The following is a 15,532-nucleotide window of genomic DNA, read 5'->3' as shown; positions in this document are numbered from 1 at the left end:
TGGCGCTACGGTTAGCCCCGAACCGTCATGTCCCAGCTCACCGAGATCCGCACGCTCCAGGAAATCGACGACGACATCGCCCGCCTCGAGGCGTCCCTCGCGGAGGTCGAGCGCCGCCTCGCCGATGACGCCGCCCTGCAGGCCGCACGCGACGCCTTCGCCGCCGCCGATGCCGCCTGGCAGGAGGTTCGCCGCACCCAGCGCGACCTCGAACTCTCCATCCAGGGCCTGACCTCGCGCATCGCCCCCGAGGAGAAACGCCTCTACGACGGCTCGGTCCGCAACCCGAAGGAGCTCACGAGCATCCAGCAGGAGGTCGAGCACCTGAAGGCCCAGCGGGCCGCCCTCGAAGACCGCCTCCTCGAGGTCATGGAGCAGTTCGAAGCTGCCAGCGCCGCCCGGGAGGCGGCCCGCGCCGACCTCGAACGCGCCGAGGCGGACCGCGCCGCCCAATGCCGCGGCCTCGAAGCCGAGAAGGCCGCGCTCGAAGCCCGCATTGCCGACGCCCGCGCCCGCCGGGACGCCCAGGCCGCCCGCATCCCGCCCGCGGCCCTCGCCACCTACGACGGCATCCGGCGCCGGCGCGGCGGCCTCGCGGTCGCGCGCATCCAGGGCGGCACCTGCGGCGGCTGCCGCGTCGCCATCCCCGAGAGCGTCCGCCGGCGCGCCTTCGACGCCGCTCAGCTCGCCCAGTGCCCCAACTGCGAGCGCATTCTCTACGTGGGGTAGCCGCCCATGCAGGCGATCGGCTACTTCTCCGCCTCCGCCCGCCGCAACGGCCAGAAGCGCTCCATCGGCGAGCAGAACCGCGCGTTCCTCGAATTTTGCCAGCGCTCCGGCTTCGACATCGCCGCCACCTTTGTCGACCCCGATGATTCGGCCTCGTCCGGCTTCCAGCAGCTGCTCGACTTCCTCGCCCGCCCGGGACGCACCTTCACCGTCGTCGTGATCGACGGCCTCTCGGCGCTCGGCCCCGACCTCGGCGCCGCCGCCCTCCGCCTGCTTGAGCTCGAAGGCGTCGGGGCGACGGTCGTCCTCTCCAGCAACGGCGCCGACGCCTTCAAGTCGCTGGTGGATACCTGGGCCGAGCGAGGCGAAGGCACCCCGGTCTCCGAGCGGGTTCGCAGCGCTATGCGGCGCAAGGCGGTCCGCGGCGAGGTCCTCGGGCGGCCGCCCTACGGCTACCGCGTCGGCCCCCGCCGCAAGCTCGAACTCGTCCCCGAGGAGGCCGTCGTCGTCCGCTACATCTTCCGCCTCTATCTCGCCGAGAACCTGGGCATTCGCAAGATCGCCGGCCGGCTCAACGCCGAGAACATCCCCACCCGCCGCGGCGGCCGCTGGAGCATGGTCACCGTGCGCGACATCCTCCGCAACCGCGCCTACCTCGGGCACTACTCCCGCTTCGGCACCACCGTCACCGGCAGCCACCCCGCGCTCGTCTCGCCGGATGACTTCCGGCGGGTCCAGGACCGCCTCCAGTCGCGCCACGCCCCGGCCCGCAGCCGCACTGTTACTCCGTTCCTGCTTAGCGGCCTCGCCTTCTGCGCGCGCTGCGGCAACAAGATGATCGGCGTCTCCCGGCGGCAGTCGTGGCTCACCCGATCGGGCGAAACCCGCCGGGCCACCTACCGCTACTACCAGTGCGAATCGCGGACCAACCAGAGCGCTTGCGGCTACAACACCCGCCGCGCCGCCGAACTCGAGGCGCAGGTCCGCGAGGCCCTCGCCTCCGACGACCACCCCGCCCCGCGCATCCGCCGCGCCGGCAACATCGATTCCTACGCCCTCGAACTCCACGCCCAGGCCGAGCGGATCGAATCGCGCATCAAGCGCAACCGCCGCCAGGTCGAAGAGCTCGTCGCCGATGCCGCCCACGGCCATATCTCCATCGAGCGCCTCAAGGCGATCGGCGCCGAGCTCGCCGAGGAGCACCGCCAGCTCCAGGCCGAACTGGCCGCCGCCCGCGACCGCATCCGCGCCCACGAAACCGAAGCCGAGCGCCAGCGCCACCTCGAGCAGCAGCGCGAGCGCCTGCTTCGCGAGTGGGATGCCCTCCCCTTCGATGAGCTCCAGACCGCCGTCCGCGAGGTCATCGACCGCATCGAGGTCGACGGCGAAGAGATCCGGGTCTACCGTCGCGCCTGACCGCGCCCTGCCCCGCTCCCGTCAGCCCGTGCATACTGGAACCAATGGCCGAAAACCTCTTCACCATGCTCTCCGCCTACCGGCCCGGTTCCGCCGCGGGCCCCTTCGAAAATTACTGCACCAGCGCACTGGCCTATTTCCTCCGCGGCGGCCACCGCATGCTCAACGCCCTCTTCGCCGGCGCCGCCGGCATCGGGCCGGAGCCGCTCGCCCTCGTCGAGGTGCAGCCCCGCCTCGCCGATGCCGGCATCGCCGATCTGCTCCTCACCTACGAAGGCGGCCGCCGCGTCCTCGTCGAAGTCCAGGTCGAACCCGGCGCCGATGAGTCGCTTCTCCCGGCGTTCGAGCAGGTCGCCCGCCAGTGGAGCGAGCCGCCCGCCTTCGTGATGCTCACGCTGCCCCGCGGCGATGTCCCGCCGCCCTGGTCGCCGGTCACCTGGTACGAAGTCGTCGAAGCGCTCGAGGGCGACCCGGACCCCATCGCCGCCCAGTTCCGCCAGTTCGTCCTCGAAGACATCCTCGGCCTCGGCGAAGTCCCCCTCGATGAGGCCCTCACCACCAACCGCTTCTACGCGCTCGCCGGCGCCGCCATCCGCCTGCACTTCGGCCCGGGCGCCCGCTACGTCGCCAGCGCCTCCCGCCCAATCAAGGGCCAGTACCGCTACTTCGGCGCGACCTTCTCGCCCGATGGCGGCGAGATGACCTGCTGGGTCGGCCTCGTCAACGAAACCGTCCCCCTGGGCGAGCACTACCACCTCATGCTCGCAAGCAAGGACCGCCCCCTCCTCCACCCGGTCGAACAGCCGCGCGCCACCGGCGACTGGAAATGGCCCCACTGGACCGGGATGGGGCGGGTCGTCCGCCCCATCACCGGCGTCCAGGTCGAAGGCTTGCTCGAGCGGCTCGCCCCGGCGGTCTCGCGCTCCTGAGCGCCCGCTCCCGGCGTTAGAGCAGGTCGCCCCCGCAGGCCGGGGCCGTGGTGCCGTGCTCGCGGTAGGCCTTGATCACGTTCCGGCCGGTGGTCCAGCGGTGCACTTCATCCGGGCCGTCCACCAGCCGCTGCGAACGGATCTGGGTGTACCAGCGCGCCAGCGGGGTATCCAGGCTGTACCCCAGCGCCCCGTGCAGCTGAATCGCGGTGTCCACCACCCGGTGCACCATGTTCGCGAGGAACACCTTCGCGATCCCGTTCTCGTGCCGGATATCGAGCCCCTTTTCCGCCTTGTACGCGATGTGGAGGAGCATCAGCCGGGCGATGTAGAGCTCGCTCGCACAGTCGGCCAGCATCCACTGCACCCCCTGCCGGTCCGCCAGCAGCCGGCCGAACGTCTCGCGCTGCGTCACGTGCGCCACCGCCATGTCCAGCGCCCGCTGGGCCATCGCCACGTTGTGCATGCCGTGGCGCAGCCGGCCGTAGGCCAGCCGGTGCTGGCCCATGTTGAAGCCGTTCCCCTGCCCTCCGAGCAGGTTCTCGTGCGGCACCACCAGGTTCTCGATGCGCACCTCCGCATGCCCGCCGCCAAGGATGTGCGTCAGCGGCCCCTCGACCGCCATCGTCGGGATGTCGCGGATGATCCGGTAGCCGGGGTTCGGCAGCTCCACGATGAACGTGCTGAACTGCTGATGGCGCGGCGCGTCGGGGTCCGTTTTCGCCATGACGACGGCGATATCCGCCACGCTGGCCGCGCTCGAGAACCACTTCTCGCCGTTCAGCACCCAGTTGTCGCCATCGCGTACGGCCGTCGTCTTCATCCCCGTGGCGTCGGCCCCGGCGGCCCGCTCCGTCATCGAGTAGCACACCCGCTTCTCGCCGTTCAGCAGCGGCTTCAGGAACTTCTCCTTCTGGTAGTCCGTACCGTAGGTGAGGATGGTGAGCATGGTGGCGTCGTCCGGACCCTGCGTGTTGAGCGCCAGCGCCCCGAGGTAACTCTCGCCCAGCTCCATCTGCACCAGCGCGTTCGCCAGCGGGCCGAGCCCCATCCCGCCCCACTCCTTCGGGATGAACGGGCACCACAGGCCTTGCGACCGCGCCTTCTGGCGCAGCTCCGCCAGCACTTCCTTGTAGGGCTCGCCGTCGAGCAGCCGCTTCTCGGCCGGGATGCACTCGCTGTGCACGAACTCCCGCACCTTCTGGCGGATCGCCTTCGCCTCTTCTGGAATCTCGAAATCGACTGCCATCGCCTCGTGGGCCTCCTGCGTGGTCGTCCGGGCCGCCGCGGCCCGGCAAAGCCCGCCAAGCATAGCCCCTTCGGCGAACCCCTGCCGCCTGCTAGATCCCGCTCCCGCCCGAGACCACCAGCAGCGACCCTGTCGTGTAGCTCGACGCCTCCGAGGCGAGGTAGAGCGCCGCCCCGACGATCTCGTGCGGTTCGCCCCCGCGCCCCAGCGGGATCGAGGTGCGGGCCCGCTCCTTAAAGGCTTCCATGTCCCACGCCTTCGAAATGTCCGTCAGGAATGGCCCCGGCACGATGCAGTTCACCCGCACCTTCGGCGCAAATGCCCGCGCGAACCCCACGGTCATCGCGTTCAGGCCGGCCTTGGCCGCCGCGTACGGGATGACATCCGGCGCAGGGTGCAGCGAGGCCGTGCTCGAGACCATGATGATCGAGCCCCCGGCGCCCTCCGCCATCCGCGTCCCCACCAGCGCAGTCAGCCGGAACGGCCCCTTCAGGTTCACATCGAGCACCTTGTCGTAGAGCGCCTCGGTCACGTTCGCCACGTGGTCGTAAATCGGCGACATGCCGGCGTTGTTGACCAGCACATCCACCCGGCCGAACTCCGCGTACGCCCGCTCGGCCAGCGCTTCGACCTGCTCCCACTCGCCCACGTGGCACGCCACCGGCAGCGCCCGCCGCCCCGTCGCCGCGCGCACCTCCTCCGCCAGCCGTTCGCACGCCTCCAGCTTGCGGCTCGCGATGATCACGTCCGCCCCGGCATGGGCGAATGCCAGCACCATCTCCCGGCCCAGCCCCCGGCTCCCGCCGGTGACCAGCGCCACTTTCCCCTCGAGGCTGAACAGCCCGCCGATGTCCATCGCATGAACCTCCCGCGCGGCGCCCCGCGCCCAAGATCTGCGCCCGAAGCCTACGACATCCGCCCCGCGACCGCCTTCGCCATCGCCACTAGGTGCCGTCCGCGCTACCCTACCATCATCACGGGCTCACGCCTCCAACTCCTCCCGGCGGAACGTTCACATGGCCAAAGTCGGCATCATGGAAACGGCCATCCGAGATGGCCATCAATCGCTCCTTGCGACCCGCATGCGCACCGAGGACATGATCCCCGTCCTCGAGCTGATGGACTCCATCGGCTACCACTCCATCGAATGCTGGGGCGGCGCCACCTTCGATAGCTGCCTGCGCTTCCTCCGCGAAGACCCCTGGGAGCGCCTCCGCGAAATCAAGAAGCGCCTCAAGAACACCCCGACCCAGATGCTCCTCCGCGCCCAAAACGTCGTCGGCTATCGCCACTACGCCGATGATGTGGTCCGCGCCTTCTGCAACCGCGCCGTGCAAAACGGCATGGATATCTTCCGCATCTTCGACGCGCTCAACGATACCCGGAACCTCGAAGTCGCCTTCGATGCCGTGAAGCGCGCCGGCGGCCACGTCCAGGGCGCCCTCTGCTACACCACCAGCCCGGTTCACACCGTCGACTCCTTCGCGAAGCTCGCCGACGAGATGGTGGCCATGGGAGCCGACTCGCTCTGCATCAAGGACATGGCCGGCATCCTCAGCCCGATGATGGCGAAGGCCCTCGTCACCCGCATCAAGGCCGACCACCCCAACATCCTCCTCCAGATGCACTGCCACGATACCTCCGGCTTCTCCGAGATGGCCTACCTCATGGGCGTCCAGGCCGGCGCCGATGTCATCGATACCGCCATCTCGCCCCTCGCCGGCGGCACCAGCCAGCCCGCCACCGAAACGCTCGTCGCCGCCCTGGCGGAGGACCCCGAGCACGCCACCGGCCTCGATATGGAGAAGCTGCGCCAGCTCGCCGATTACTTCCGCGGCGTGCGCCGCAAGTACTGGAAATTCGAATCCGGCCTGCTCGGCGTCGATGCCGGCGTCATCAGCCACCAGGTGCCGGGCGGCATGATCTCCAACCTCGTCAATCAGCTCCGCGAACAGGGCGCGGAGCACAAGCTGAAGGAAGTGCTCGCCGAAAACGCCCGCGTCCGCGCCGACCTGGGCTACCCGCCACTCGTCACCCCCAGCTCGCAGATCGTCGGCACCCAGGCCGTACTGAACGTGCTCACCGGCAAGCGCTACGCCACGGTTACCCGCGAGACGCGCAACCTGGCCAAGGGCATGTACGGCCGCACCACGGTCCCCATCGCCCCGGAGGTGCTTAAGCAGATCCTCGGCGATGAGCAGCCCATCGACCACCGCCCGGCCGATGACCTCGAGCCCGAGATGGAAAAGGCGAAGGCCGAGATCGGCGACCTCGCCGAGAACATCGACGACGTCCTCAGCTACGTCATGTTCCCCCAGCCGGCCCGCGAATTCCTGCAGTGGCGGCGCGAAGGCGGCGGCCCCGAGCGTGAGCTGGTCGCGGCCGTTGTCGGTGCCCTCACCATCTCCGAGAAGAAGCAGGCGCCCGCCGCGGCCGCTGCCCCGGTCATCGTCGCCAACGGCGAAACCAGCAACTGGCGCTCCTTCGGGCGCCTTCGCCAGATGCGCTAGGGAGGAGAAGCCATGGCCAAAGTCACCATTGGCGGCCGAACCTATGAGGTCGAAGTCCGCGGCGACCGCGTCATCGTCGACGGCCACGAGTACCCGGTCACTGTCCGCGAAGAGACGGGCTACCTGACCGTCAACGCCGGCGGCGTGCCCTACCGCATCCAGCTCCCCCCGCCCGACCAGCGCCAGAGCGGCATGGAAGTCCTCGTCGATTACCGCCCCTTCACGCTTGAATGGGAAGGCCGCCTCGGCGGCGGGCCCGCTCCCCGCGAGCGCCAGGCCCCCGGCGCCGCTGCGGCAGGCGGCGCGAAGGCCGCCGTCAAGGGCGCCGTCACCGCCCAGATCAGCGGCAAGGTGCTCCGCATCAACGTCAAGCCCGGTCAGGCCGTCGCGAAGGGCGATGTCCTGCTCATCCTCGAAGCCATGAAGATGGAAAACGAGATCAAGGCCCCCGCCGACGGCACCGTCAGGGAGATCCCCGTCAGCGAAGGCGCTCGCGTCTCCGAGGGCGACGTCCTCGCCGTCATCGAATAGCCGCTCCAGTCCCTGTCACACAGCGGAGGGGCCGCGATGTCTCGTGGCCTCTCTGTCGTTTCGGGCCGATAATGTCCGTGGGCCCGTAGCTCAGCGGTAGAGCAGTGGACTTTTAATCCATTGGTCGAGAGTTCGAATCTCTCCGGGCCTACGAATCGCCTGCGTGCACTGCCTTACTCCGGCGCCTGCCCAAGAATCTCCTGAAGCGCCTGGCGCAGCCCAGCCGCGTCGATCGCGCCCGGGCCAATCTTCCGAACCACGCCCTCCCGGTCGAGCAGATAGGTCGAAGGCATCCCGCGCAGCCCATACCGCCGCGCCACCCCACCGTCGCTATCCAACACCGCCGAAAAGGTTACGCCCGTTTCCTCGAGGATGCCGAGTGCATCTGACCGCGATTCCTGGACATTGACCGCAACGAAGACAACATCGTCCCTGAATTCCTGCGCAACAGCCTCGAAATCCGGCAACTCCCGTCGGCACGGCCCGCACCACGAAGCGTAGAAGTTCACCACCACGGCCCTGCCATGGAAATCGGCCAGCGAGACCACCTCGCCCGGGTCGCGAACCGAGGGAAGGGCGAACACCGGGGCAGGCTGACCGATCGCCAGCTGGCGGTCATCGAGCAGGCCGATGGCCTCTCCACCATCCGCTTCGCCGCCTCCACGCCCGCGAACCACGATGCTGGCCGTGACCGCAGCGAAGACCGCCACCCCCGCAGCAACCAGCAACACACTCCGCATTCGGCTCGATCCTGGTGCAGCCATTACAGCCCCTCGTTGAATCCCGCAAATGAGAAGAACTCGTTCAGTGCCGTGAGCCTGCCAGCCAGCAGCAAGGCCCCCAGCCCAATCATCAGGACCGCACTCGCCGCCTCAAATGCCGGCAGCCACCGGTTGAACTGCTTCAGCCCACGCGTCACATCCTCCATTGCAAGCGCGGTCACCAGGAATGGCAGGCTGAACCCTGCAGCGTAGGCGATCAGCAGGTAGATGCCGACCACCACATCCTGCGAGGTTGCCGCCAGGGTGAGAATTCCCCCCAGGATCGGCCCCACGCACGGGGTCCAGCCGGTCGCAAACGCTCCGCCCACCAGCGCTGATCTCCCCAGGGAGACCCGCCCTCCTCCCGCGTGGAACTGGAACGTTCGCTGCAGGGGCGACAACGGCAGCAACCCGCTAAAGCGCAGCCAAGTGATGACCAGCGCCGCTCCGAACAGCAATGCGGTGGCCGGCGAACCCTCGAACCCTGCCACCTCCGCAAGTGCCAGGAAGAGCACGGCCAGCGCAGCCAGCATCAACAGCGAGGCGCGCGTGCTCCGCTCGGTTGATGCCGGGATCAGGAGCGCACCCAGGGCCACCAGCAGCAGGCCCGAACCCTGCTCCAGGAGCCGCTGGTGCTCCACCAGCACCGACCCGGCAAGCCCCGCGCTCGCCCCCAGGGCAATGAACACCACGCTCAGCCCGGTGATGAACGCCACGGCGTGGGCAACCGTCGCCGGCCGATTGCCGCCGTCCCCCGAAGCCGTACCCTGGCTGCCCGCGAGGTGGGTCAGGTAGATCGGCACGAGCGGGAGGACGCAGGGAGAAAGAAACGAAAGCACTCCCGCCGAATACGCTACCAGCGGCCCGCCTGCTCCTCGCAGGCCGAAGTTCCCCGCGTTGATGCCGGCCACAACAAACAGCACCACCGGCAGCCCGATGCCGATGGCGAGCAGCCCATACGCCAGCGGGCGAGCGCCCCGTCTCTGCATCGCGACGGCTGCCCCGCTCATGCGTTGCCCACCCCTGCATGGTCGGTTTCCGCCTGGCCGGCGGCGGCTCGGGCCCCCGCCACCGCCGCTGCCGTCACCCGTCCGTGGCTTGCATGCCAGGTGACCCGGCCGTGCCGCAGCACAAGGACTTGCGGGGACTCATGTCGTACACCGGTCCGCGCTTCGATCTCCCGGTTTAGCCGCTTTGCCCGCGAGACATCGACCAGCGCTACCTCCCCGCCCAGGCGCTCCATCTCCCGGTAGGCGCGGGCGCTGATCGGGCACCACGGGTCGTGAAGGAAGAGCACCACCGATTGTGCGCCCGAGGCTGCCACAAGTGCGTCGAAGCCGGCTGCGTCGCCGACCGGGCGAAACGTCGTGCCCGTCCCAGAAACCAGGCCCCCTTCCGGGGCCGCCGCCTCGCCTGCGGGAGGCTCCTCGCTGTCCGGTGCACCCCCAAACAGCCCGCGAAGCCGGGCCATCCAGGAGCGCGCCTGCCCAGGCCCAGACTCCGCATGGGATTTCCCCGGCAGGGCGGCGTGCTCCTCCGTACCCCGCGCAATCAGCCCGTACCGTTCGAGCTCGCGCTCCAGCGCCGCGTCCGGGCGGAACCCGGTGAGAACCGCCACCTTTCGCCCTTCCCGGAACAAATGCAGCGCCGGGACCTCTCGCACCCCGGCGCGCTGTGCGAGCTCCGGCGCGGCCTCGATGTCCACCTTGAGCACCGTCAGGCCCGGGGCGTGGCGCTTCGCTACCCGGTCAAGCACCGGCGCGAGCGCCCGGCACGGTCCGCACCAGTCCGCGAAATAGTCCACGACCACCGAGCGGCCAGACGCGATGGCCTCGCGAAATTCCTCAAGGGTCGCAACTTCCGTCACCGCATGGCGTCCCACAGCATCACCTTCCGCATCAGCGTTCGCTACACCATCCGCCATGGGTGGCCGGCGGTTCAGTGACCGGCGTCACGAGCCTCGATCGGACAGCTGACGCCTCCGCCCGAAACCCTCCGGCGGAGGCGCAGGACCACCAGCATGGCCGATACGGCAAGCCCTGCCAGCGCCGCCAGGACCGCTGAAACCCCGGCGAACCCCAGCGCGAGACCCACGCCCGACCCGCCCAGCACGGCCGCCGCCAGCGGAATCGCAAGGCACGGCAAACACGCAGCCAGGGCCAGGCCAAAGTACCCGAGCCACGAAGTCCAGGCTCCCCGCAGTTTCACGTTCCCCATGGCAACGAACCTCCATTCCCTGCGCCCAGCATCCATGCTGGAGCCGCTCGAGGGTCAACGCCTGCCGCAGGTTTCGACCGGTGATGTCAATCACTGAACGTGGTGGCCCCCTGGGCTTCTCCTGTGAGGAGCACAGTGCAAAGGAGCACACGATGACCGCAGTCAGTTCCTCCCACGCCGGCGACACCACCATGAGCCGCTCGCTGCTCAACGGCGGGGTCGCCGGTCTCATCGGGGGCATGGCCATGGCCATGACCTCCATGCTGGTGGCCATCTCCGAAGATGGCTTCTGGGCTCCCGTCCGGGGCATCACCAGCGTCGTGTTCGGCGACAGCCACTACGGCGGCGGCTTTGCCTTCGGCCCCGTCGTCGTCGGCGCCATGGCCCACATGATGAATTCCGTCGTGCTGGGCGCTCTCTTCGCCGTCATTGCCGGCCTCGTCCTCGCCCGCGGCGGGACGCTGGCGCTCGCAGTTCTCGGGATGGTCTATGGCCTCGTCGTCTGGCTGGTGATGGTGCCCGGGGTGAGCTCCGCACTCCAGTCCAGCGACCTCTTCGCCGACAGCATCCCCACCTGGGCATGGGTGGTGAGCCACCTCATGTTTGGCGTGATCACCGGCTTGGTCTACGCCCGGCTCCGGCCAGTCAGCTGAGTCCGGCCGGCACCGCCCGGCCAGCCGCGCAAATGCCGGGGGCGCCCGTTCGGGCGCCCCCGGCGTTTGCCTCCCCACTGACCGGGAGGAGCACGTCCCCAGTCGTCCCTGGTTAGCCCCCGGCCTCAGCGGTCATCTCGATCGCCCCCCGGTCGCGCAGCAGGATGCGTCGGCGGTCGATCTCCACCCAGCCCGCCGTCTTGAACTCGACCAGCGCCCGCGAAACGGTCTCCCGCGAGGCCCCGACCATCTCCGCCAGGTCCTGGTGGCTGTACCCCTGGATCACGCCCTCGTGTTCAAGCTCAAGCAGCAATCGGGCGAGCCGCGCGGGCACCGGCGCAAACGCAAGCTGTTCCAGCCTGCGCTCAGCGTCTTCGAGCCGCCGGGAAAGCAGCTGAATCATGCGCAGCGCCACCCTGGGGTGTTCGAGGATGACGCTCTCGATATCGACCCGGCTCATCACACACAGCACGCTCGACTCAACCGCCTCCGCGAATGAGCCCACCATCGACTGCCCGAGCACCGACATGTCGCCGAACACCGTTCCCGGCCCGATGGTCATCAGCACCAGCTTCCGGCCATCCGGCGTGATTCGGTACAGGCGTACGCGGCCGGCCTTCAGAACAAACAGGGCCTCTCCGGTAGCGCCAGGCTCGTAGATCAGCTGGCCCGGGCGGCACGTGGCCATCGGCAGCCGCCCCGCGATCTGGTCCATCTCCTCAGGCTGCAGCCCGCGAAAGAGATCGCTCTCGAGCAGCAGCGCCGCGCGAATCCGCTCAGCTTCCGCCTTCGCGATGTGCGACTCGGCCGGGGCCGGCCGCGTTGTCTTGCCTCCAAAGATCCTCATGGCCACACCCCGGGCTGGCGTGCTCCCGAAAGAATAGAGATCACGCGCTCCGTCAGCTCACTGCAATCGGGCGTCCCCAGGGCCACTACCTCACCCCCCAGCGTAATGGTCGGCCCGCCGACCACCCCCGGAGGACGCTGGCCCTGTTGCGAAAGGTCACGCACGCGGATGGCGACGAGGCCCTGCAGCGATTCGCACGCTTCCAGCGTGCGCAGGGTGCGAGCACACGCGCTGCATTCGGCCGTAACCCATACGTCGAGCTCAGGGAGTTCGCTCATTCTCTCAGCTAAGAACCCCGAACGCCGGGGGTCAGTGACGCCAGTCACGAACAGCGTGCCGAAACATTCAGCAGAATCATTCGCCGTAGGTCGCCGCATGTCAGCGCTTGCCGAATCGCCCGTATCTGCTCCCTCCCCGGCCGCCCCGGAATCGGCGGCACTACGTTGCTCCCTCAGCCATGGTAGTGCGGCCAGGTTTCGGTTCGTTCGAAAGGGCGTTGCCGAATACAAGTGCACCCGTCACGCCCTCCTGCATCCGCCGCTCATGCGGACGGCCGCGACCACGGCGCTGGTCGTTGGCACCATCCTGACCCTCATTAACCAGGGCAACGTCCTGCTGGCAGGGCACCTGCCTGCGGCCCTGCTCTGGAAAATCCCGCTCACCTACACCGTGCCCTACTGCGTCGCAACCTGGTCCGCGCTCCGTATCTCCCGGATCGGCGCGTAGCGATACAGCAGCGGCACCCTGGCGGGACCGCCGGGATGCCGACCCCGGCAGCCCCAGCCGGGCACCCGCTCAGAGAATCCAGACCTCGAAGCCGTCCTTGACCAGGCCGGCGATGCTCGGGTGGTTCATGTACTGCCCGCTGAGCGGCACTCCGGCCTCCTTCAGCCGGTCCTTCACCTGGAAGGCCCCGGAGCAATAGTCGCAGATTTCGTACGCCACGCCTTGCGCCTGGATGCCCTGGAAGAGCCGCGCCAGCCCCTGTTCCTGCGGCGATTCGGGCTGAACGAGCTTCGCCGCCCATTCGCTCCCTGCGCCGTCGAAAATCAGCCGTGCCGTGATGCCCTGCTCCATCAGCTCCTTGGCGTAGAGCAGCGAGTGCAGGGCACGGGCCATCCCTTCGTGGGTCCCTGCGCCGGCCTGCAGGATGATCGCAATCTTCTTCTCAGGCATCGAGTCCTCCTTTTGGTTCGCCCGGGAACTATCTCCGGTGCGCTGGCAGCCGCTCTGTGATCAGCATCACTGTTGCACCGTCCGCCGCGAGCGACGCTCAATGCAGGGCTCGCTTTTACCGCCCGGTAAGAAGGAGAGGTCGAACATGACCGGAGTGCTGCCCGCCAATCCCAGGACTCCATCGGCCCAGGCGGTGGCGACCCGCCCCCGGCGTGGGTGGCCCGGCCGGCTGCGGCTGCTCCTGGGACTGGCCGCGCCGGTGTTGCCCGCGGCTGCCGGCGCCATTGCCCTGGTTATCCTCTTCTTCGTCGGACATTTCGGTGTGAAAGACTCCGTCCGCCGTTCCAACCTGATGGCCGATGCCGAAGCCCAGATCGCCATCGCCGCGTCCGCTGGCGACCCCGCTCCCTACCTCGCCGCCGCCCGCGAACTCACCCTCACCGCCGGCGAAGCCCGGCTGGCCGCACTCGCTGCCGAAGCGGTCCCCGTCCGCGATCTCGCCGCCCTGGATGACCTGCTGCAAACCTACGGCGAGCGGCGCTCCGCCATCCAGCACCGCGCCGAAACCCGCTTCCTCTACCTCTCAGGCACCGGGCTTGCGCTCCTCGGCCTCGGGGTCGTGGCCAGCCTGCTCCTCTGGCGGCGTCGCTGGGTCGAACGCTGGCGCCGCGTCCAGCGCCTCGCCGCCGCGGCCGAGGCCCTCGCCGACCGGCCGCTCGATGCCGCCATCGTGCCCTCGGGCGCAAGCGATGAACTCGGCCGCCTGGAAGAGGTGCTCTCAGCTGTCGCATCACGGCTCGCCGAGCACCTCGTCCACCAGCAGCGCATCAGCCTCCTCGGCGAACACGTCGCCTTCGTGGCGCACGATATCCGCAATCCCCTTTCCACCATCACCATGGGGCTCTCCCTCCTCGATGCGAACGTCCTCGACCCCGACCTCCGCGACCAGCTCGTGAGCGAAGCCCGCCGCGCAACGGCCCTCGCCGAGGACCTGCGCAATCTCGCCCGCCGAACGGATGCGCCAAAGCAGTGCGACCTGGCCGCGGAAGTCGAGGCGAGCGCCCGCTTCACCCGGGCGCGGGCAGCGCGGGCGGGCGTCACCCTCAGCCTTGACCCGCATGCAGCGGTTGTCCCGGCGCGCAGCAACGAAATTCAGCAGGTGCTCATCAACCTCATCGAAAACGCAATCGACGCTGTGGCAGGGTCTCCCCGCCGGGAGGTCCTGCTCTCCTCCGGAATGGTCGAGTGCGATGCCGTCCTCCGGGTCGAGGACTCGGGCCCCGGTATTCCGCCTGAAGCGCGCGATCGCATCTTCGAAACCTTCTACACCAGCAAGGAATCCGGTACAGGGCTCGGTCTCGCCATCGTTCGCCGCATTGTCCAGGGCCTGGGAGGCTCCATCGAGGTGGGGTCATCGGATGCTCTCGGCGGGGCGGCCTTCATCGTTCGCCTCCCGGCCTGTGAGGGGCAGCACCTGGCGGTTGCGGGGCAACTGTCAGCGGAGGTGCAGCATGTGGCGTGAGACCCCAGCCTGCCCGACCGCAGCGTGCGGCACGCGGCAGCCCGGTTTCGATCGTGCCTCCGCTGCCCCGTGCGTCAGCGTCAGCACTGCCAGGGTGCGCCTCCCATGACGGCCCGGACGGCGCTGGTGCTCAGCGGCGGCGGCAGCCTTGGGGCGGTCCAGGTCGGGTTCATTCGACGCGCCATGGAGCTCGGCCTCCAGTTCGATATCCTCGTCGGCACGAGTGTTGGGGCCATGAACGCCAGCTACGTGGCGTTCCACGCACCCCACGACCACGATTGCCTCGAGCAGATCTGGCACGGCCTCGCGGGAAAGCGCCTGTTCAGTCGCAATCCGCTTACCATCGCCGGCAGCCTCTGGCGCTCGCGACTCAGCATCTACGATAACCGCCTCCTCCGGCGCCTCCTAGCCGAACACCTCGCCAGCGACCGTTTCGAGGATGCCCGCGCTGCGCTCTACATCACGGCGACCGACATCTGCACCGGGAGCCGCGCCATTTTCCACGAGGGCTCCATCAGCACCGCCGTGCTTGCCTCCACGGCCATTCCCGGTGTCTTCCCGCCGGTCAGGGTCGGAGACCGACTGTTCGTTGATGGCGGCGTGACCTCCGGCGGAGATATCGACGTCGCCATCGAAGCCGGCGCCACCTCGGTGGTCTATCTCGACCTGCGTGCGCCAGCACCCACCGGCTGCCCGCGCAACCTGCTTGAACTCGTCGGCCGCTCGTTCGAACTCCTGGCCCAGGACCGCGCAGCCTGCGCCATCGAGCACCGCACCTACCCCGCCGAGGTCGTCCACATACAGCCCGGCTTGCGCAGCGCCCGCGGCGACTTCCGCGACGCGCCCCGGCTCCTGGCCTCGTCCTACCGCGTGGCCTGCGAGGTCTTCGACCGCTGCCACGTCGGCGGCGTCCTCCGCGCGGGCCATTACCACGGTCCCTTCAGCGAACAGACGCCGTAAAGCCCCTGCGATCACCGTCACTGAATGGTCCG

The 15,532-nt window shown here is 68.9% G+C and carries 18 protein-coding genes and 1 tRNA gene; 10 read left to right on the top strand and 9 right to left on the bottom strand.

All coding sequences use genetic code 11. The annotated features are described in order from the left end of the window. Window positions 1–27 precede the first annotated feature (27 nt). The 3 genes from VAE46_RS13225 to VAE46_RS13215 are packed head-to-tail and all read left to right on the top strand — an operon-like array spanning window position 28 to window position 3,074. Window positions 28–729, top strand: coding sequence for a zinc ribbon domain-containing protein (locus VAE46_RS13225; RefSeq protein ID WP_322797414.1), 702 nt, complete (start codon window positions 28–30; stop codon window positions 727–729). 6 nt (window positions 730–735) lie between these two features. After that, window positions 736–2,145, top strand: a complete 1,410-nt coding sequence (locus tag VAE46_RS13220) for a recombinase family protein (protein ID WP_322797413.1) — start codon at window positions 736–738, stop codon at window positions 2,143–2,145. Between the two features lie 44 nt (window positions 2,146–2,189). Then, entirely contained in the window at window positions 2,190–3,074 is an 885-nt protein-coding gene (locus tag VAE46_RS13215; protein WP_322797412.1) for a hypothetical protein, read from the top strand. A 16-nt stretch (window positions 3,075–3,090) separates the two neighbouring features. Here the strand turns inward: VAE46_RS13215 and VAE46_RS13210 are convergent, their stop codons facing one another. Continuing rightward, complete coding sequence (locus VAE46_RS13210; RefSeq protein WP_322797411.1) at window positions 3,091–4,323, bottom strand: acyl-CoA dehydrogenase family protein; 1,233 nt, start codon at window positions 4,321–4,323, stop codon at window positions 3,091–3,093. Window positions 4,324–4,414: 91 nt separating this feature from the next. Further along, the gene (locus tag VAE46_RS13205) at window positions 4,415–5,179 is read right to left on the bottom strand and encodes a glucose 1-dehydrogenase (protein WP_322797410.1); all 765 of its coding nucleotides are present in this window, start codon (window positions 5,177–5,179) and stop codon (window positions 4,415–4,417) included. 160 nt (window positions 5,180–5,339) lie between these two features. Here VAE46_RS13205 and VAE46_RS13200 point away from each other — a divergent pair, with 160 nt between their 5' ends. The 3 genes from VAE46_RS13200 to VAE46_RS13190 all read left to right on the top strand — a co-directional run bounded on the left by VAE46_RS13200 (window position 5,340) and on the right by VAE46_RS13190 (window position 7,515). After that, complete coding sequence (locus VAE46_RS13200; RefSeq protein WP_322797409.1) at window positions 5,340–6,833, top strand: pyruvate carboxylase subunit B; 1,494 nt, start codon at window positions 5,340–5,342, stop codon at window positions 6,831–6,833. 12 nt (window positions 6,834–6,845) lie between these two features. Then, window positions 6,846–7,364, top strand: a complete 519-nt coding sequence (locus tag VAE46_RS13195; RefSeq protein WP_322797408.1) for a biotin/lipoyl-containing protein — start codon at window positions 6,846–6,848, stop codon at window positions 7,362–7,364. Between the two features lie 79 nt (window positions 7,365–7,443). Next, window positions 7,444–7,515: transfer RNA gene (locus VAE46_RS13190), tRNA-Lys, on the top strand. A 22-nt stretch (window positions 7,516–7,537) separates the two neighbouring features. Here VAE46_RS13190 and VAE46_RS13185 read toward each other — a convergent pair. The 4 genes from VAE46_RS13185 to VAE46_RS13170 are packed head-to-tail and all read right to left on the bottom strand — an operon-like array spanning window position 7,538 to window position 10,342. Next, window positions 7,538–8,104 (bottom strand): TlpA disulfide reductase family protein, encoded by a 567-nt coding sequence (locus VAE46_RS13185; RefSeq protein WP_322797407.1) that lies wholly within the window; start codon window positions 8,102–8,104, stop codon window positions 7,538–7,540. A 23-nt stretch (window positions 8,105–8,127) separates the two neighbouring features. Beyond that, on the bottom strand, window positions 8,128–9,135 hold the full coding sequence (locus VAE46_RS13180) for a cytochrome c biogenesis CcdA family protein (protein ID WP_322797406.1): 1,008 nt from the start codon (window positions 9,133–9,135) through the stop codon (window positions 8,128–8,130). Next, a complete protein-coding gene (locus VAE46_RS13175; protein ID WP_322797405.1) occupies window positions 9,132–10,007 on the bottom strand; it encodes a thioredoxin family protein in 876 nt (291 codons plus the stop codon). The genes VAE46_RS13180 and VAE46_RS13175 overlap by 4 nt, the downstream gene beginning before the upstream one ends. A 56-nt stretch (window positions 10,008–10,063) precedes the next feature. Beyond that, complete coding sequence (locus tag VAE46_RS13170) at window positions 10,064–10,342, bottom strand: hypothetical protein (RefSeq protein ID WP_322797404.1); 279 nt, start codon at window positions 10,340–10,342, stop codon at window positions 10,064–10,066. 152 nt (window positions 10,343–10,494) lie between these two features. Between VAE46_RS13170 and VAE46_RS13165 the strand changes: the two genes are divergently transcribed. Continuing rightward, a complete protein-coding gene (locus tag VAE46_RS13165) occupies window positions 10,495–10,995 on the top strand; it encodes a hypothetical protein (RefSeq protein ID WP_322797403.1) in 501 nt (166 codons plus the stop codon). A 112-nt stretch (window positions 10,996–11,107) separates the two neighbouring features. Here the strand turns inward: VAE46_RS13165 and VAE46_RS13160 are convergent, their stop codons facing one another. Both VAE46_RS13160 and VAE46_RS13155 read right to left on the bottom strand, forming a co-directional pair. Next, window positions 11,108–11,842 carry a Crp/Fnr family transcriptional regulator gene (locus VAE46_RS13160; protein WP_322797402.1) on the bottom strand — a complete coding sequence of 245 codons (735 nt, stop codon included), beginning with the start codon at window positions 11,840–11,842 and terminating at the stop codon, window positions 11,108–11,110. Beyond that, entirely contained in the window at window positions 11,839–12,120 is a 282-nt protein-coding gene (locus VAE46_RS13155; RefSeq protein ID WP_322797401.1) for a hypothetical protein, read from the bottom strand. Before VAE46_RS13155 ends, VAE46_RS13160 begins: the two co-directional genes overlap by 4 nt. A gap of 265 nt (window positions 12,121–12,385) precedes the next feature. Between VAE46_RS13155 and nrtS the strand changes: the two genes are divergently transcribed. After that, entirely contained in the window at window positions 12,386–12,568 is a 183-nt protein-coding gene (gene nrtS, locus VAE46_RS13150; protein ID WP_322797400.1) for a nitrate/nitrite transporter NrtS, read from the top strand. Window positions 12,569–12,637: 69 nt separating this feature from the next. Here the strand turns inward: nrtS and VAE46_RS13145 are convergent, their stop codons facing one another. Continuing rightward, entirely contained in the window at window positions 12,638–13,018 is a 381-nt protein-coding gene (locus VAE46_RS13145) for a DsrE family protein (RefSeq protein WP_322797399.1), read from the bottom strand. Between the two features lie 145 nt (window positions 13,019–13,163). Here VAE46_RS13145 and VAE46_RS13140 point away from each other — a divergent pair, with 145 nt between their 5' ends. Together VAE46_RS13140 and VAE46_RS13135 are read left to right on the top strand one after the other, a co-directional pair. Continuing rightward, entirely contained in the window at window positions 13,164–14,540 is a 1,377-nt protein-coding gene (locus VAE46_RS13140) for a HAMP domain-containing sensor histidine kinase (RefSeq protein ID WP_322797398.1), read from the top strand. A gap of 105 nt (window positions 14,541–14,645) precedes the next feature. Next, window positions 14,646–15,500: a patatin-like phospholipase family protein gene (locus VAE46_RS13135; RefSeq protein ID WP_322797397.1), complete on the top strand. Its 855-nt coding sequence runs from the start codon at window positions 14,646–14,648 to the stop codon at window positions 15,498–15,500. Window positions 15,501–15,532 lie beyond the last annotated feature (32 nt).

Source organism: Tepidiforma sp., from assembly GCF_034433535.1.
In the GTDB taxonomy this organism is placed as follows: domain Bacteria; phylum Chloroflexota; class Dehalococcoidia; order Tepidiformales; family Tepidiformaceae; genus Tepidiforma.
This window is presented reverse-complemented; position numbering and strand designations above follow the sequence as displayed.

Bases quoted from the DNA above. Each gene is read 5' to 3' on its own strand.
- VAE46_RS13200 (WP_322797409.1), top strand. From the start codon at position 5,340: ATGGCCAAAGTCGGCATCATGGAAACGGCCATCCGAGATGGCCATCAA.
- VAE46_RS13135 (WP_322797397.1), top strand. From the start codon at position 14,646: ATGACGGCCCGGACGGCGCTGGTGCTCAGCGGCGGCGGCAGCCTTGGG.
- VAE46_RS13220 (WP_322797413.1), top strand. From the start codon at position 736: ATGCAGGCGATCGGCTACTTCTCCGCCTCCGCCCGCCGCAACGGCCAG.
- nrtS (WP_322797400.1), top strand. From the start codon at position 12,386: ATGCGGACGGCCGCGACCACGGCGCTGGTCGTTGGCACCATCCTGACC.
- VAE46_RS13165 (WP_322797403.1), top strand. From the start codon at position 10,495: ATGACCGCAGTCAGTTCCTCCCACGCCGGCGACACCACCATGAGCCGC.
- VAE46_RS13225 (WP_322797414.1), top strand. From the start codon at position 28: ATGTCCCAGCTCACCGAGATCCGCACGCTCCAGGAAATCGACGACGAC.
- VAE46_RS13170 (WP_322797404.1), bottom strand. From the start codon at position 10,342: ATGGGGAACGTGAAACTGCGGGGAGCCTGGACTTCGTGGCTCGGGTAC.
- VAE46_RS13140 (WP_322797398.1), top strand. From the start codon at position 13,164: ATGACCGGAGTGCTGCCCGCCAATCCCAGGACTCCATCGGCCCAGGCG.
- VAE46_RS13185 (WP_322797407.1), bottom strand. From the start codon at position 8,104: ATGCGGAGTGTGTTGCTGGTTGCTGCGGGGGTGGCGGTCTTCGCTGCG.
- VAE46_RS13160 (WP_322797402.1), bottom strand. From the start codon at position 11,842: ATGAGGATCTTTGGAGGCAAGACAACGCGGCCGGCCCCGGCCGAGTCG.
- VAE46_RS13205 (WP_322797410.1), bottom strand. From the start codon at position 5,179: ATGGACATCGGCGGGCTGTTCAGCCTCGAGGGGAAAGTGGCGCTGGTC.
- VAE46_RS13210 (WP_322797411.1), bottom strand. From the start codon at position 4,323: ATGGCAGTCGATTTCGAGATTCCAGAAGAGGCGAAGGCGATCCGCCAG.
- VAE46_RS13215 (WP_322797412.1), top strand. From the start codon at position 2,190: ATGGCCGAAAACCTCTTCACCATGCTCTCCGCCTACCGGCCCGGTTCC.
- VAE46_RS13195 (WP_322797408.1), top strand. From the start codon at position 6,846: ATGGCCAAAGTCACCATTGGCGGCCGAACCTATGAGGTCGAAGTCCGC.
- VAE46_RS13180 (WP_322797406.1), bottom strand. From the start codon at position 9,135: ATGAGCGGGGCAGCCGTCGCGATGCAGAGACGGGGCGCTCGCCCGCTG.
- VAE46_RS13145 (WP_322797399.1), bottom strand. From the start codon at position 13,018: ATGCCTGAGAAGAAGATTGCGATCATCCTGCAGGCCGGCGCAGGGACC.
- VAE46_RS13155 (WP_322797401.1), bottom strand. From the start codon at position 12,120: ATGAGCGAACTCCCTGAGCTCGACGTATGGGTTACGGCCGAATGCAGC.